The sequence below is a fragment of the Pinirhizobacter sp. genome, from assembly GCF_036499745.1.
Taxonomy (GTDB): Bacteria; Pseudomonadota; Gammaproteobacteria; order Xanthomonadales; family Rhodanobacteraceae; genus Pinirhizobacter.
Window position 1 is genome coordinate 1 of the sequence record NZ_DASYDG010000018.1, and the last position, 15786, is coordinate 15786.

At 65.5% G+C, this 15786-nt stretch carries 16 protein-coding genes and 1 other annotated feature; of the genes, 5 read left to right on the plus strand and 11 right to left on the minus strand.

Features of this window, described 5'->3' with window-relative positions:
• From VGM61_RS06495 to VGM61_RS06515, 5 genes are all read right to left on the minus strand, one after another.
• A partial coding sequence (locus VGM61_RS06495; RefSeq protein ID WP_331521933.1) for a hypothetical protein occupies positions 1 to 931 on the minus strand: 931 nt, incomplete at its 3' end.
• Between the two features lie 30 nt (positions 932 to 961).
• A complete protein-coding gene (locus tag VGM61_RS06500; RefSeq protein WP_331521934.1) occupies positions 962 to 1702 on the minus strand; it encodes a rhomboid family intramembrane serine protease in 741 nt (246 codons plus the stop codon).
• Positions 1703 to 1722: 20 nt separating this feature from the next.
• On the minus strand, positions 1723 to 2439 hold the full coding sequence (locus tag VGM61_RS06505; protein WP_331521935.1) for a hypothetical protein: 717 nt from the start codon (positions 2437 to 2439) through the stop codon (positions 1723 to 1725).
• 44 nt (positions 2440 to 2483) lie between these two features.
• A complete protein-coding gene (locus VGM61_RS06510) occupies positions 2484 to 3602 on the minus strand; it encodes a tetratricopeptide repeat protein (RefSeq protein WP_331521936.1) in 1119 nt (372 codons plus the stop codon).
• Entirely contained in the window at positions 3584 to 3958 is a 375-nt protein-coding gene (locus tag VGM61_RS06515; RefSeq protein WP_331521937.1) for a hypothetical protein, read from the minus strand. The genes VGM61_RS06510 and VGM61_RS06515 overlap by 19 nt, the downstream gene beginning before the upstream one ends.
• Positions 3959 to 4082: 124 nt before the next feature.
• Here VGM61_RS06515 and VGM61_RS06520 point away from each other — a divergent pair, with 124 nt between their 5' ends.
• Together VGM61_RS06520 and VGM61_RS06525 are read left to right on the plus strand one after the other, a co-directional pair.
• Positions 4083 to 4832, plus strand: coding sequence for a MotA/TolQ/ExbB proton channel family protein (locus VGM61_RS06520; protein ID WP_331521938.1), 750 nt, complete (start codon positions 4083 to 4085; stop codon positions 4830 to 4832).
• Positions 4829 to 5242, plus strand: coding sequence for a biopolymer transporter ExbD (locus tag VGM61_RS06525; RefSeq protein ID WP_331521939.1), 414 nt, complete (start codon positions 4829 to 4831; stop codon positions 5240 to 5242). Before VGM61_RS06520 ends, VGM61_RS06525 begins: the two co-directional genes overlap by 4 nt.
• Positions 5243 to 5316: 74 nt before the next feature.
• On the opposite strand, the gene VGM61_RS06530 is transcribed toward VGM61_RS06525, so the two are convergent.
• Positions 5317 to 6060: a pyridoxine 5'-phosphate synthase gene (locus VGM61_RS06530; protein ID WP_331521940.1), complete on the minus strand. Its 744-nt coding sequence runs from the start codon at positions 6058 to 6060 to the stop codon at positions 5317 to 5319.
• Between the two features lie 111 nt (positions 6061 to 6171).
• The gene (locus VGM61_RS06535; RefSeq protein WP_331521941.1) at positions 6172 to 6828 is read right to left on the minus strand and encodes a 4'-phosphopantetheinyl transferase family protein; all 657 of its coding nucleotides are present in this window, start codon (positions 6826 to 6828) and stop codon (positions 6172 to 6174) included.
• Positions 6829 to 6915: 87 nt separating this feature from the next.
• Between VGM61_RS06535 and VGM61_RS06540 the strand changes: the two genes are divergently transcribed.
• Complete coding sequence (locus VGM61_RS06540; protein ID WP_331521942.1) at positions 6916 to 10431, plus strand: PAS domain-containing hybrid sensor histidine kinase/response regulator; 3516 nt, start codon at positions 6916 to 6918, stop codon at positions 10429 to 10431.
• Between the two features lie 56 nt (positions 10432 to 10487).
• Here VGM61_RS06540 and VGM61_RS06545 read toward each other — a convergent pair whose 3' ends face one another.
• The 3 genes from VGM61_RS06545 to VGM61_RS06555 all read right to left on the minus strand — a co-directional run bounded on the left by VGM61_RS06545 (position 10488) and on the right by VGM61_RS06555 (position 12741).
• On the minus strand, positions 10488 to 11192 hold the full coding sequence (locus VGM61_RS06545) for a DUF899 family protein (protein ID WP_331521943.1): 705 nt from the start codon (positions 11190 to 11192) through the stop codon (positions 10488 to 10490).
• A 23-nt stretch (positions 11193 to 11215) separates the two neighbouring features.
• Positions 11216 to 11875 carry a glutathione S-transferase family protein gene (locus VGM61_RS06550; protein ID WP_331521995.1) on the minus strand — a complete coding sequence of 220 codons (660 nt, stop codon included), beginning with the start codon at positions 11873 to 11875 and terminating at the stop codon, positions 11216 to 11218.
• A 119-nt stretch (positions 11876 to 11994) separates the two neighbouring features.
• Positions 11995 to 12741 (minus strand): glucose 1-dehydrogenase, encoded by a 747-nt coding sequence (locus VGM61_RS06555; RefSeq protein ID WP_331521944.1) that lies wholly within the window; start codon positions 12739 to 12741, stop codon positions 11995 to 11997.
• A gap of 103 nt (positions 12742 to 12844) precedes the next feature.
• Between VGM61_RS06555 and VGM61_RS06560 the strand changes: the two genes are divergently transcribed.
• On the plus strand, positions 12845 to 13198 hold the full coding sequence (locus VGM61_RS06560) for a helix-turn-helix domain-containing protein (RefSeq protein ID WP_331521945.1): 354 nt from the start codon (positions 12845 to 12847) through the stop codon (positions 13196 to 13198).
• 96 nt (positions 13199 to 13294) lie between these two features.
• Positions 13295 to 13348: a sequence feature (sul1 is cis-regulatory element that is thought to sense ions involved in sulfur or methionine metabolism; They are found in Alphaproteobacteria), on the plus strand.
• Between the two features lie 77 nt (positions 13349 to 13425).
• Positions 13426 to 14901: a SulP family inorganic anion transporter gene (locus tag VGM61_RS06565; protein ID WP_331521946.1), complete on the plus strand. Its 1476-nt coding sequence runs from the start codon at positions 13426 to 13428 to the stop codon at positions 14899 to 14901.
• A 24-nt stretch (positions 14902 to 14925) separates the two neighbouring features.
• Here VGM61_RS06565 and VGM61_RS06570 read toward each other — a convergent pair whose 3' ends face one another.
• Positions 14926 to 15783 (minus strand): TraB/GumN family protein, encoded by an 858-nt coding sequence (locus tag VGM61_RS06570; protein WP_331521947.1) that lies wholly within the window; start codon positions 15781 to 15783, stop codon positions 14926 to 14928.
• Between the last annotated feature and the right edge of the window lie 3 nt (positions 15784 to 15786).

Below are 15786 nucleotides of genomic sequence, written 5' to 3' on the forward strand. Positions count from 1 at the left end.
GGCTGATCGAGTGACACGCGACGCACTGGTCGCCGGCCTCGGCGCTGCCGTTGATGCTCGTCGGCGGGTTCGGGATCGCGAGCGCGCGGCCGTTCTCGTCGATGCGCTGCATGCGGCCCTGCGAGAGGTCCCAGTAGTAGATCGCGCCGACGACATCGGCGGTCACGATCTTCACGCTGACGGCGGTGCCGCCGGTCGGGCCGTTCGTCGCGTCCCAGTGGTCGACCTCGACAGAGATCGGCTCGCCCTGCGCGCTGGCGAGCAGCGTCTGCCAGTCGGCGTCGGACGGCTGCAGATCCGCGGTGAACGTCGCGGGATCGGCGACGGCGAGGATCGTGTCGAGCGTCGCGGCGCCGGCGGTCCAGCGCACGCGCACGAGGTCGGCCGCCGCCGACGGGCCTTCCCACATGACGTGCGGTGCCTTGACGGACGACGGCATCACCGCGCCGTCGAGCGGGTAGTCGATCGTCTGCTCGCCCGCGCCGCCCGTCGCGATCGGATCCGCGCCGAAGTTGCTGCCGGCGGCGGGGTCCACGCCGCTGCCGAACTGCGTCGTGTGCACGACGACCATCACGGACGTCGAGCCGACGATCGTGCCGACCGTGGCCTCGACGCCGCCCTTGCCGGCGGCCGTGCCGAGCGCGGTGAACGTGCCGTTGGTGATCGTGCCGAGCGTCTCGCCGTCCGCGTCGAGCGAGAACGCGACGTCCCCCGGGTCGATTACCCTCGTCGAGCCGTCGCTGAAGTGGCCGGTCGCGGTGTACGCGACTGTCGCGGGCGTGCCGGCGTACGTGAGCGTCTGGTTCGGCGGGTTCACGTCGATCGAGACGAGGCCCTCATTGACGTCATCGCCCGCACCAGGGCCATGGCTGGGACCGCAAGCAGCGGAGACAGCTGCGACGAAGATCAGGCCAACAAGGGCGGCTCGCATGGGAGCCGACCCTATCAGACGACCCGGGCGTCAGTTCAAGAAACGCTCGTCGGGCTTCTTCGGTTTCGGCTTCGTGGGGCCGGTCACGCCGCCCTGCATCACCGACAGCTTCGCCCGCGCCTTGGCGATCTTGCGGCGCTTCCACGCCAGCATCGGGCTCCACTTGGAGGTCATGAGCGCCGCTGTGGCCATCGCCGCCGCGCTCGCCGCGCCGGTCTCCCACGCCTGCTGCAGCACCGTCGACAGCACCAGGAAGCCGATGAACCCGTACATCAGCTGGCGGCCGGTCAGCGGCAGCACGCCGAAGAACTGCACCGGCTGGCGCGCGTACGTGATGCCAAACGCGACGAGCGAGGCGTCGATGAACGCGTTCAGGCCGGTGATCGGCACGTCCATGCCCGTCACGAAGTGGCCCATCAGCGTGCCGACGACCGTGCCGACGAGGGACGTGATCGCGACGAACCGGACGAACCGCGTGGTGCCCCAGAACCGCTCGAGCGTCGGCACGAACGACCACAGCACCACCATGTGCAGGATGATCCCGAGGAAGTTCGGCTCGAGGAACGGGCTGGTCGCGAGCGTCCACACGTGGCCGCGCTCGAACACCGTGCTCGGCGACGCGCTCACCCACTCGACCATCGTGGTGCGCGCCTCTTCCGGCGCGAGCAACCACACGAGCGACAAGCCGAGCTCGCCGAGCGCGAAGAACATCGCGGCCGGAGTGATCCGGAACTGGCTCGGCCCGAGGCCGAGACGACCGCGCACGCTCATGCGCTCACCTTAGCGCGGTTCTACTTACCTGCGATCGGGATCTCGATCTCGCCGAGGCCATCGACCTCGTTCGGGGCCAGGACCATCGAATCCGCCACCGCGAACGTGCCGACCGTCGTGCCGTTCGCCTCGGCGTTGATCGCGAGCGAGTAGTCGCCGGCCGGGACCACGTTGGTCGTGCCGCCGAACGTCGGGCAGTTGATCGGCTGCGTCGAGGTCGCGCTGCCGCTGCCGCTCTTCGGCGTGAGCACGATGCGGATGTCGCTGACGCCGGCCCCCGCGCAGTCGAGGATGCCGCCGGTCTGGCCGATGAGGTCCCAGCTGAGCGACAGGTAGCCGCCGTCGGTGTAGATGTCGAACGTCTCGCTGGTGTCGATCGCGCTCAGGTCGAGGATGTTCGATGGCGTCGAGCTCGCGTAGATCATGTCGCCGTCCGCGCTCTCGAGGCGCACCGAGATCAGGTACGACGCCGGGTCGAGCTGGATCGTGCCGCTCTTCGCGCTGCAGTCGAACAGCGTGACGAGCGGGGCGCCTTCGGGCGTGCCCTCGAGCGAATCGACCGGCTGCGCGATGACCTGCGCGACCGTGATGCCGTCCGGGCAGGTCTGCTCGGCGCCGGCGACGTTGCGCAGGCTCCACGTCACGGACACCACGGCGTCGCCGCTGTTGAGCCCGTTGCCTCCGTTCTGCACGACGCACGCAGTGAGGACCAGGGGCAGCAGAGCGAGGGACTTCACGGCTGCGTACGATGCCAAATCGCGGGCCCCATAGCTACGACTCGCTACTTCGACACATGCGAACACGCGGGCGAAACGCCCGAGTCACACGCGGACTTGTACAGCGCGGGCAGCGCCTCGGGGGGCACGGGCAGCTCGAGGCCCTTCATCATCAGGATGCCGCACATCGCGGGGCGGCCCATCGAGCACGCCTCGCGCGCCCATGTGATCGCGGTCGCATCGTCGTGGGTGACGCCGTGCCCCAGGCGGTAGTCGCGGGCGATCAGCTCGCACGAGGCGGCGTCGCCGCCCTGGCACCCGCGCTTCGCGAGCTCGGCCGCGCGCGCCTGGTCGACCTCCTTCGCGGCCATCGCGGCGCAGCCCTGCGCATAGCCGCGATCGCACGCCGCCTCGTACTCCTCGGCCCAGTAGCAGCCGGCCGGGCTGCCGAGCGAGCACGCCCGGTGGAGCAGCCCGGTGCCGCGCATCGCGTCCTGCGCGACGCCGCGCTCGCCGTCGCCGGCCTTCAGCGTGGCGCCGAGCTCCAGGCACGCGTCGGCGATGCCCTTGGTGCACTGCGCGTCGGACTGCGCGACGTACTCGGCCGCGGTCAGTTTGCCGGCCTCGAGCGCGGCGCGCGGCAGCACACCGCAACCTTCCGGATCGCCCGCGTCGCAGGCCTGCTTGTCGAGCGCGTAGACGCGCGCGCGGCTGTCGGCGGTCGGAGGACCGTCGGTCGACACCAGGTACGCGACGTTCACGCAGCGCCGCGGCTCGCCGCCGTCGCACTGCGCTTGCCACTTCGCGCGGGCCTTCGCGTGCAGCTCGTCGGCGATCTTGTTGTCGACGGTCACGCCGTGGCCGCCGCGGTACATGCTCTCGAGGTTGAAGCAACCGGTGCCATCGCCGAGAGCGCACGCCTTCTCGTACGCCGCGACGGCCGCCGGGTGATCCCACGGCGCGCCGCGCGCGTCCTGATAGTGCAACCCGAGCAGCGTGCAGCCGAACGCGCTGTTCGCGTCGCAGGCCTGCTTCGCGAGCGGGAACGACCTCGTCAGATCGGGGGCGTTGTAGGCGGCCTCGGCCTGCGCGGCGAGATCGGAGCCCGCCGCGGGTGCCGGCGCAGGATGGCCGCCGCCACACCCCGCCAGCACGACGCCGATCGCTAGTCCCCGCAGATGCACGCTTGCGCGCTCCCATCGCTGCCCGCGCTCCCGCACGACGCGATCCGCAGCAGCAGCTCCACCGCGCCCAGGCTGACCGTGTCGCCGACGTTGACCGCGCGCAGCTCCGGCGCCGGGGCCACGAACGTGCTCGGGTCCGCCGCGTGGCCCTCCTGGCAGACCGGCACCACGCTCAGCAGGGCCTGCCCGGGAGGCACGTTGAACAAGGTCACGCCGTTGCCGTCATCACAGGACCAGCTTGCAGATCCGACGTCGCCATCCACGTCCCAGGACAGCTCGATCCGATCGATCGGGTTGGTCCCCGGCTCGCCCGGTTCGCAGCACACGAACGGATCGCATGGATTGGTGACCGCCACGTCTCCCGGCTCCGGACGCAGCCGCCACGAGAGCTCCACCGCACCGCCGTCCACGGTGCTGCATGCCACGCTCTGACTAAGCGTCGCGACCGAGAGGCATGCCAGGGTGATTTGACCGGGTCGCATGGCGCGTGCTATCGCCGAGGCACTCATTATGCCAGGGGTTTTGTCGAAACATACGGCGTACGCCCTCGCCACGTCGCTGGATATTCCAGAGCTGTTCGACAGGTCCCACTGGATCGTCAAGTGCGTGATGATCCTGCTCGCCCTGATGTTCGTGGTGGGCCTGTACATCATCATCTACAAGGCGCTGTACATCCGCCGCGCGGCCGCCGAGTCGGCGAAATTTACCGACTCGTTCTGGCGCTCGCGCGACATCGAGCAGATCTACAAGCAGGCCCAGGCGCTGCGCAACAGCCCGATCTCGCAGATGTTCGTGGCCGGCTACACCGAGCTCGCGAAGCTCGCGTCCGACGACGCGCTCAAGGACGACCGCGAAGGCAACCTCGCCAACATCGAGCGCGCGCTGCGGCGAGCGCAGACCGTCGAGACCACGAAGCTCGAGTCGATGACGCCATTCCTCGCGACGACGGGCTCGGCCGGCCCGTTCATCGGCCTGTTCGGCACCGTCATGGGCATCCTGTTCGCGTTCCAGGACATGAAGGATCCCGGCAACGGCGGCGCCGCGTCGCTCCAGAAGATCGGCCCGCACATCGCCGAGGCGCTGTTCGCAACGGCGATCGGCCTGATCGCCGCGATCCCCGCCGTGATGGCCTACAACTTCTTCACGCGCCGCATCCGCGTCCTGCGGTCCGAGATGGACATGTTCGAGCAGGACTACCTCAACATCATCAAGCGGCACTTCTTGCGATGAAGCTCGGAGGCGGCGGCGACGAGCTCAACTCGGAGATCAACGTGACTCCGTTCGTGGACATCATGCTGGTGCTCCTGATCATCTTCATGATCACCGCGCCGATCCTTTCCCATAAGGTCAGGATCGATCTTCCGCAGCCGAGCAACAATCCTCCGCCGGATGTCACCCCGCCGGATCCGATCCACCTGCAGATCAAGCAGGATGGCTCGCTCTTCTGGAACGACACCCCCGTCGACGAGGCCGGTTTGAAGGCCCAGATCGCGGTGGTTGCCCAGCAGACGAACCAGCCGGAGCTGCAGATCGACGCCGACGACAACGCCCAGTACGAGGCGGTCGCCAAGGTTCTTTCCGACGCGAAGGGCCAGGGTCTGGTGAAGATCGGTTTCGTCAACACCGGTGGCGGTCAATAACACCGTTTCAATGCACTACCCTTTGGAAAACCCCCGCCTTGCGCGGGGGTTTTTTTATGCGTGAAGCCGTAGGCCTAATGCAGGATCTGCAGGTAGCGGCGCACCACGTTCGCCATGCCCGAATACAGTGACTCGGTGATCAACGCGTGCCCGATCGATACTTCGGCAAGACCGGGGATCGCAGCCTTGAAGGTGCCGACGTTGTCCAGGCTGAGGTCGTGCCCCGCATTCACCGCCAGCCCCGCCTGTTGCGCCTTGCGCGCGGTTTCGGCGCAAAGCTCCAGTGCTTGTTTCGCCTTGCCGGCGGCGAAAGCCTCGGCATAGGGGCCGGTGTAGATTTCCACACGCTGCACGCCGATGCGTGCCGCCTCGGCAAACCCTTCGCCGCCGGCATCGACGAACAGGCTAACCCGGCAGCCCAGTTCGCGGAACTGCGCCACCAGGGGCGCGAGCATGTCGCAATCCCGCGTGAGGTCGAAGCCATGGTCGGACGTGATCTGGCCATCGCCATCGGGCACCAGGGTCACCTGCGTCGGTCGCGTTTCACGTGCCAGTTCCAGCAAGCCGGGATATTCCCCACGCGCGGGAGCAAACGGGTTGCCCTCGATGTTGTATTCACCGCGGCCGCGCAGCAGGGCGGCCAGTAGATGCACATCGGTGGGACGTATGTGCCGCTGGTCCGGACGCGGATGCACGGTCAGGCCGTCGCATCCGGCGTCCAGACATGTATGCGCGGCAGTAGCCAGATCCGGTTCGTTGCCGCCGCGCGAATTGCGCAGCACGGCGATCTTGTTGAGGTTGACGCTAAGGAAGGTCATCGCAGGTCCATGAACAAGAAAGGCGCAGGCCGCGAGGCGTGCGCCAGTGACTGTTACGGAGCATAACGCGCCACGTCCGTGTGGCGCCCTTCCACGACTGGCAACAAAGCATCAGACCGGCATGCGCGCCAGAGGTTCCCCGCCACCGGGTAGCAGCACGCGCCGCGCACGCTGCGCATCGGACCACGCCACGTGCGCATGCAGGCCCGGTCCGATCGCCGGCTCCGCCAGGCTCCATCGCGATGCCGGTGCCAGTTCACCCTCGAAACCGCTGGCCGCCGGGCCGCCGCTCCAGGTAAAACCCACCCGGTGAAGCCCGTACGAAAGGCCCTGGCCATGGGCCTTCAAAACCGCTTCCTTGGCCGTCCACAGGCGCAGGAAGGCGGCTTGCCGATCCTCCGGTGGCTGCGCTGCCAGCCAGGCAGTTTCACCGACGGCGAAGTAGCGCCCGGCAATGTCCAGAAGGCGCGGCCGGGGGCGGTCGCGTTCGATGTCCACACCCAGCTCCGGCAGTTCCCAGGCCACGCCAAGCAGGGCTACCTCGCCGGTGTGCGACCAGCTGAAGGACAACCGGGAGTGCTCACCTTCAAGTGCCGGCTTGCCGAAAGGGCCGTGACCCAGGCGCAAGTCAGCCGGCGACACGCCCAGGTAGGCACCCAGCCAGGGCAGCACGGCATGTCCGGCGTTCTCGTTGCACGACGCCAGGCGCATCGGCCACAGGTGGATCTCGTCGTCGGCAAGATGGGGCAGGCGGGAAGGCACAATCATCCACCGATGGTAACGTCCGGTAACCGCCATGGCGAAGGGCGGGGCAACTTGTGCCTAGAATGGCTGCATGAATCCCGGGGGCACGATGTGATTGCAGGCGGTTACCTGCTGTTGCTGGCATTGGTGTACGTGGGCCTGCTGTTCGCCGTGGCCTACGCAGGCGATCGCCGGCCGCTGTACCCGCGGCAGCCCCGGCTGCGCCCGATCGTCTACAGCCTGGCGCTTGCCGTCTATTGCTCGTCGTGGACGTTCTATGGCGCCGTGGGCACCGCGGCGCGCGATGGCCTGGCCTACCTTCCGATTTACCTTGGCCCACTTTTGTTGCTGGTGATGGGCTTCGGACTGATGCAGCGCCTGGTGCTGGTATCGCGCGAGCGCAACATCACGTCGATCGCCGACTTCATCGCCGCACGCTTCGGCAAGTCGCACGGTCTGGCGGCGCTGGTGGCGATCATCGCGGTGGTGGCGATCATCCCGTACATCGCCCTGCAGTTCAAAGCCGTGGCGATGTCATTCCACGTGCTCACTGCAGGTCACCCGCGTGCGGCGATCCCATTGATGGGCGACAGCGCCATGTGGTGTGCGATCCTGCTGGCCACCTTCGCCATCCTGTTCGGCACGCGAAGCATCGATGCCTCCGAACATCACCACGGCATGATGCTGGCGGTGGCGGTGGAGTCGCTGGTGAAGCTGGTGGCATTCATCGCCATCGGCGTCTATGCATGGATGCATGGCCCCGGCCTGGCTGCTACCTTCGCGCCGGCCGCCAACGAGCTCAGGCAAGGCCTGCCCACGGGGTTCATTGCGCAAACCCTGCTGGCCTTCTGCGCGATGTTCTGCCTCCCCCGGCAGTTCCATATTGGCGTCGTGGAATGCGAAGACCCACAGGACCTGCGCCGCGCGCGTTGGACATTCCCGGCCTACATGGCGCTGATCAGCCTTGCCGTGTTGCCGATCGTCGCCGCAGGTACAAACCTGCCTGCGGTGCGCGGTGGATCGGCCGACGCATGGGTGCTTAACCTGCCACTGGCCCTGGGCAACGACAGCATGGCGTTGCTTGCCTTCGTCGGCGGGTTCTCCGCAGCCACCGGCATGGTGATCGTGGCAGCGGTGGCACTGTCGACGATGATCAGTAACGACCTGGTGATGCCCGCGCTGCTGCGCATCCATCGCCTGGGACTGGAGCATCGCAACGACCTGTCGTACATCGTGCTTCGCGTGCGACGCGTGGCCATCGTGCTGCTGGCCGCCGGCGCCTACGCCTACTACCGCCTGCTCGCCGGTGATGAAAACCTTGCCGCCACGGGACTGCTTGCCTTCGCTGCCGTAGCGCAGTTCGCCCCGGCGATCGTCTCGGGCCTGTACTGGCGCGGTGCAAGCCGGATAGGTGTCTACGTGGGCCTGCTTGCAGGCTTCGCCACCTGGGCTTACACCCTGCTGATGCCGGCGATGATCCGCTCGGGCTGGTTGCCGCAGGCATGGTTGCAGGAAGGGCCGTTGAAGCTGGAGTGGCTGCGGCCCACAGGCCTCTTCCACCTCACTGGCTGGGATCCGGTCACGCATGGCACGTTCTGGTCGTTGCTGATGAACGTGGGCGCGCTGGTGTTCATTTCCCTGCGCGTGCGCCCGGGCATCGAGGAACGCCTGCATGCCGCCTTGTTCGTCGATCCATTGGCCGGCGTGACCACCGGTGCCGGCGACTGGCGCGGTCGCGTGGCTGTGCGCGACCTGTTCGCCATTGCCGGCCGCATCGTGGGCGAACGCAGCACCGAACGCGCCTTCGCCGAGTACGGCATGCGCCGCGGTAAGGAATTGCAGCCCGGTCAATCGGCCGACCGCGCGCTGATCCAGTTCACCGAGCGTCTTCTGGCCGGCGCGGTAGGCGCAGCCAGCGCGCGGCGCATCCTTATCAGCGCGTTGTCGGGCACGGGCCTGGACATCGCCGAGGCGATGGCGCTGATGGATGAAGCGTCCCAGGAATTGCGCTTCAACCGGGAGCTCCTTTCCACCACGCTTGAAAACGTATCGCAGGGCATCAGCGTGGTGGACGTCCATATGCGCCTGGTGGCGTGGAACCGTCGCTACGTGGAGTTGTTCGATTACCCCGAGGGCATGGTGTATGTGGGCCTGCCCGTGAGCGACCTGATCCGATGGAACGCCGAACACGGCGAATGCGGCGCCGGCGAAGTGGAGCAACATGTCGCCAAGCGCATCGGCTACATGAGGGCGGGCTCGCCGCACCTGTTCCAGCGTATACGTCCCGACGGCACGGTGATCGAAATGCGTGGCCGCGCGCTGCCTGGCGGTGGTTATGTCACCACCTATACCGATGTCACCGCGTACAAACACGCCGAGCAGGCGCTGATCGAGGCCAACGAGACCCTCGAGCAACGCGTGGACCTGCGCACGGCCGAACTCTCCGAGGCACTGGCTGACACCGCCAAGGCGCGCCTTGATGCGGAAGCTGCCAATGCCTCGAAGACGCGCTTCCTGGCCGCGGCGAGCCACGATCTGCTGCAACCGCTGAATGCGGCGAGGCTGTTTACCTCCGCACTGCGCCAGTACCCGAAGCTCGACGAGGAGAGCGCGCAGCTGGCCGAACGCATCGATGCCTCGTTCCGCGCCGCGGAAGATCTGCTCGACGCCCTGCTCGATGTGTCGCGCCTTGACGCCGGCAGCTACCGGCCCGACGTCAGCGCGTTCTCGCTGACGGATCTGTTCAATTCCCTGAAACCGCAATTTGCCGTCGTGGCCGAGCAGCGCGGCATCGCCTTCGACGTGGTACCCACCACGTTATCGGTGCGCAGCGACCCGCAGCTCCTTCGCCGGATCGTGCAGAATTTCCTTTCCAATGCATTGCGATACACACGGCGTGGCCGCGTGCTCATGGGTGCGCGACGAAGCGGCGGCGAAGTGCGCATCGAGGTATGGGATACCGGGCCGGGCATCGCGCTGGACCAGCAGGCGCGTATCTTCGGTGAGTTCCAGCGACTGGACCGCCCCTCACCGTGGGGGGAGAAGGGCCTGGGGCTGGGGCTTTCCATCTGCGAGCGAATTTCGAACATCCTCGGGCACCGGCTGGACCTGCACTCCGAAGCCGGTACAGGCAGCTGCTTCAGCGTGACGGTGCCTCGCACCGCGCACGTGGCGCCCAAGCGGGAGCGTCCGATGACCCTGCCCGGCGGCGAACAATTGCCATTGCGTGTGCTTTGCCTGGACAACGACGCGGTCATCCTGGAAGGCATGCGCGCGTTGCTGGGACGCTGGGGGGTTACCTGCCTGACCGCGGAAAATGAAGTGGACGCCGAGGCCATCCTGCGTACTGAGGCGGTCGATCTGATCCTCGCGGACTTCCACCTCGATGACCATGCCGATGGGCTGGATGTACTTGAGCGCTTCGGCAAGGTCATGCCAAACCTTCCGCCGGCCGCGCTGATCACGGCGAACAATAGTCCACAGTTGTTGCAGCGAGCCCGTGCGCTCGGCTATCCGCTGTTGCACAAGCCCGCCAAGCCCGCGGCGCTTCGCGCACTGCTGGTGGCGTTGGCACGACGCAAGTCGACGGCCCGGGACGATGGCGATTGGCGGCAGAATATTGCGTAGAAAAATCAGTGGCGTGACCTCTACGGTTTCGAGCGTTGTCCTTACCTTGGCAGTGGTTAGTACTGCAGCTTCGGATACCAGCCGGTACCGCGTCCGTCCGGCGTGGCGTCCAGGATCGACCAGATCGGCATCGGATCGGGTGCGCCGCGCGGATCCTGTCCCGGGTCCGCGGTGGTCGGTCCCATCTCTTCGCTCCAGAAGTGGCGAACGGTGCCGTCGCGCCGCGTGAACACGTTGAAGCCCGGCATGTCGCTGCCGTCTTCAGCGATGGCGTGGTAGTCGCGGCTGAATGCCTGGTTGAGGTCGGAGTAGAGCTTGAGATCTCGCCAGCCGCGTTCGGCCTTGTAGGCGAGTAACTTCGCCAGCGGCGAGCGCGCCACCACTGCCAGCGCCACGCGCTGCCCGATGTCGTTGGCTTCGCCGTTCCAGGCGCTCAGTAGTGAAGTACACATCGGGCAGGGACGCTCGCGCTGCGGGCCGAACATGTAGCTGTAGATCACCAGGGTCTGCTTGTCGCCGAAGAGGCCGGCGAAATCCACGGGACCTTCTTCGCCTTCGAAACGGTAGTCGCCCTTTACTTCACCGCCGACAGGCAAGCTGCGGCGTTGCGCGGCGACACGCTCGATCTGCCGGCGCAACTCGATTTCCTTGGCCAGCAGGGCGGTGCGAGCCGCGCGGTAGTCGGCGCTTTCGTTGGGGAAGGTCACGCCGTTGCGCTGGGCAAGCTCTGAAGCGGGCGCGAGGGATGCAGCATCGTTCATGGCAGTTCTCCTAAAGGTCAGCTTCAGTCGCGATCAGGCGCACCGAGCGGGAAGAAATGGCGATAGGGACGCGCTTCGTCCACCGCCCGCGCGAATGACGGCCGCGCCAGCAGCCGCTTGCGGTAAGCGATCACATGGGCAAACTTCGTGTCGATGCGATGCGACCAGTCGGCATAGAACAGGAACGGCGCGGCGCCGCAATCGGCAAGGCTGAATGTATCGCCCGCCGCCCACTCGCGCGTGGCCATCGTTTTGTCCAGCCACGCATAGGCCGTTTCCAGCATTTCGCGCGCATCGGCCAGGCCGGCCGCATCCTTCTTGCCCTCGGGGCGGAGGCTGTCGTAGACGATCTTCTGCTGCGGCGTGGAAATATAATTGTCGAAGAAGCGATCCATCGAACGTACTTCGAGCGCGGCGGCGGGATCGCGCGGCAGCAGCGTTACCGGGCCAGGGTGATGGATGCCCAGGTATTCGATGATGGTGCTGGCTTCCGGCACGATGTGGCCATCCTCCACCAGCACGGGAAAGCGCTTCATCGGCCAGAAGCCGACGAATGTCTTGTAGATGTCGGGTTGCTCAGGGGCGAGAAGGCGCCACTGGAACGGGGTGTCGTTCTCGTAAAGGGCTGTCAGCACCTTCTGCGAGTACGACGAGAAGGGGTGGGCATAGAGCTCCAGGGCCATCGCTTGGGTTTCCTCGTTCGACAGGGGTTCTACCCATGATGTCGAACGGGCCGGTGGGAAATCGACATGCACGATGGCATGCATGTCGATGGTTTATTCCCTCCGGGGGAAACCCGGGTTTAGCGGACGCCGCCGCCGGCCAACAGCTGCTCGCCGGTAAGCCACGCAGACTCGTCCGAGGCCAGGAACACGGCGATTCCTGCGATATCTGCAGGCTGGCCCACGCGACCCAGCGGAGTCTTGGATACGGCGTCGAGCTGGAAATCCGAGCCGATAAAGCCGGCGGTGTGGGTGCCCTCGGTTTCCACCATGCCCGGGTTAAGCGCGTTCACACGGATCTGGCGGGGGCCAAGCTCGCGCGACAGCACACCGGTAATAGCGTCCACAGCGCCCTTGGTGCCGGTATAGGCAGAGCTGCCCGGCGGCGTGATACGGCTGACGACCGAGCCGATATTGATGATGCTGCCACCTTCGCCCAGGTGCTTGGCGGCCGCCTGTGTGACCAGCAGCAGACCCAGTACATTCACATTGAACTGCTTGTGGAAATGCTCCTCGGTGAAGTCCTCGAGGCTGGCAAATTCGTATACGCCAGAATTATTTACCAGCACATCCAGCTTGCCATAGGCCTTGATGGCGGCATCGACGATACCCTTGGCATCGGCAGCCTTGGACACATCGCCCTGCACGGCCACGGCCTTTCCGCCGGCGGCGACGATAGCGTCGACTACCTTGTCAGCCCCGGCCTTGCTGGAGGCGTAGTTCACCACGACGGACGCGCCGGCGGCGCCCAGCGCCTTGGCAATACCCGCGCCGATACCCTTGGATGCGCCGGTGACGATGGCGACTTTGCCTTCTAGCTTGCTCATGAGGGATGCCTTAGTTGTGAGGTTTAGAAACAAACGGTGAAGTTTCTTAGTTCACGACATTGGAACCAATAAACAAGACTTCAAGGGGTGGTAAAATGAAATCATGAGGCCGCTAGTCCACCCCGCCATCGAGGACATCACCGTCGAGGGCATCCTCCATGTCCTGTCCGACCCCGTCCGCGCCGCGATCTTTGCGAGCCTGGCGGCCTCGGACAGCGCGCGTACCTGCTCGAATTTCATCCAGATGCAGGACAAGGAGATCCCCAAGTCCACGCTTTCCCAGCATTTCCGGATGCTCAGGGAAGCCGGCCTGGTCCGAAGCGAGCGGCACGGGGTGGAAATGCGCAATACCTCGCGCTGCCAGGAAGTGGAGCAGCGGTTCCCGGGGTTACTCGGGGCGATCATGCAGGCACATGCCGCGCAGTGCGCCGAGCGGGCGGCGAAGGAAGCTGGCTAACGATCCCCGCGCCGGGGAATTCCATAGGAATCTTTCAGCGCCTCTCGAGTTTGGGCTGTTGATCGGACCCTAAGAACAAGCGACCATACCGCCATCCATGGACTCGGCCTTGCCGAGTGGCTCGTCCGGGCGCCTATCCCCCGGAAACCCCGCACACACAACTGCCCTGCCCACCAAGCGGCGCGCCATGGCGCGGCTGTGCCTGCGGATTCAATCGGCTTTCAAGCATGAGGAATATCCGTAACTTTCGCCACGATTGGCTCACCAACGTGCCTACCGAATTGCTGTCGGGCGCCCTGGTGGCGCTGGCGTTGATCCCCGAGGCCATTGGTTTTTCCATCGTCGCCGGCGTCGACCCGAAGATCGGGCTCTATGCCTCTTTTTCCATCGCCGCGGTGACGGCGATCCTGGGCGGCCGCCGGGCCATGATCTCGGCGGCGACGGCGTCCACCGCCGTGCTGATGGGGCCGCTGGTCCGCGAGCATGGCATCCAGTACCTATTCGCGGCCACGGTGCTGATGGGTGTGCTGCAGGTGATCGCCGGGGTGGCGAAGCTGGGGCTGGTGATGAAGTTCGTGTCCCGGTCGGTGATGACAGGCTTCGTCAATGCCCTGGCCATCCTGATCTTCATGGCCCAGCTGCCGCAGTTCGTGGGCGCCGGCTGGAACATGTATGCCATGGTGGCCGCGGGGCTGGCGGTGATCTATCTGTTCCCACTGCTGACCAAACGCGTGCCTTCCGCCCTGGTGAGCATCGTCCTGCTGACGGCGTTTACCCTCATGGCGGGAATAAGGTTGCGCACAGTCGGCGACATGGGCCACCTGCCTTCGAGCCTTCCCGTGTTCGCGCTGCCTCAGGTGCCCTTTACCTGGGAAACCTTGCAGATCATCTTCCCGTACTCGTTGGCCCTGGCAGCGGTCGGCCTGCTGGAGTCGCTGCTGACGGCGCAGATCGTGGACGACATGACCGATACGCCCAGCAACAAGAGCCGCGAATGCGTGGGCCAGGGAGCGGCGAACTTCATCACCGGGTTCCTGGGCGGCATGGGTGGCTGCGCGATGATCGGGCAGTCCGTGATCAACGTGACCGCCGGCGGGCGTACGCGGTTGTCGACGCTGTTCGCCGGATGCTTCCTGTTATTCCTGATCGTGGTAGCGGGCGACTGGGTAAGCCGGATCCCGATGGCTGCGCTCGTGGCCGTGATGATCATGGTGTCCATCAGCACGTTCCATTGGTCGTCGTTCAAGAACATCCGGTCGCATCCATGGCAGTCGAACCTGGTGATGCTGGCAACGGTGATCGTGGTGGTGGCTACGCGCGATCTGTCCAAGGGTGTCTTGATCGGCGTGTTGCTGAGTGGAATTTTCTTCGCGGGGAAGGTGGCGAAGATGTTTGGCGTTCGACTGGAGCGATCGGTTGAGGGTGAAGCGCTGACGTATTACGTGACGGGGCAGGTCTTCTTTGCTTCGTCAAATAGCCTTGTTGATGCCATCGATTACCAGGATGTGCCGGCCAATGTGCGGATTGACCTGAGCGGTGCGCACTTCTGGGATGTCACGGCGATTGGGGCGCTGGATACCATCGTGCACAAGTTGCGGCGGCATGGTGAGGTGGTGGAGGTGGTGGGATTGAATGAAGCCAGCGCGTCGATGGTAGAGCGGTTTGGGACGCATCATCCGGGGACGCGCGACGTGGCCCAGTGATCGGCATGCTGCATCGACGAAAGATCACACCCTCCGCACCGAAAACCCGTGACTGGGCGCCAAGGCTAAAATGCCCTCCGGTCCCACCATGTGATACAGGCCGACAACCACCATGGCTTTTGTCGAAGACGAAAGGATGGCTTTAAAGCGTGGCATCCACGCAAGGTTCCTGGCAAAGGTCAGTCGCTGGATCAAATCAGGATAGGCGCGCGATGCGCGCTGGACCTCGGCTGTTGCAGCGTGCATATCACCTCGAGCCCACGCGTCATAAATCCTGGCACCGGCCGCCGGCCCAGCGACTACTTCGTCAAGGGTGTATCGAAGAAACTGTACATCTTGCTCTCGGCTCATACCGCCGAACCAGGTGATGACGTCAGCCTTGGTTGGGAATTCACTGGAGCGTGCAAGCTTTTGCTTTTCTGCTTGCGCGGACAGTACGCGATCAGCCGAGAGGCCGATCTGCCCTGCGGCCGCGTAGTAGGCATCTTCCAACGTGGCTGCCACCACCCACGGCCGGTATTGCGCATAGGGCGTTAGATCAGTCTTGCAATAAGCCGCGGCCTCGCCGAGCCGCCGTCGATCAACCTCGTTCAAGGACGCGGTGTAAGGGTGCCCTGCAGTGATGCCCCAGTGGTCGATCAATGCAGGCATATCGGCCGGCATAATCTGATTCGTCTCCGTCCAGAGATGCGAGCACTGGCCAAGCAGCCCCTGGATTCGCCCGTCGTGCCAGTCAGCCTGGCGTGGCGGCGTTTCGGCAACGAGATACAGGGAACGCTGCCCATCGCTGACCGTCCAGACTGGCCACGATACGTTGGATGTTTGAGCCCCGGCCCTGAATGAACCCAGTGAGGCAGCCATGGCGGCGGCGCCGACTGTCATGGC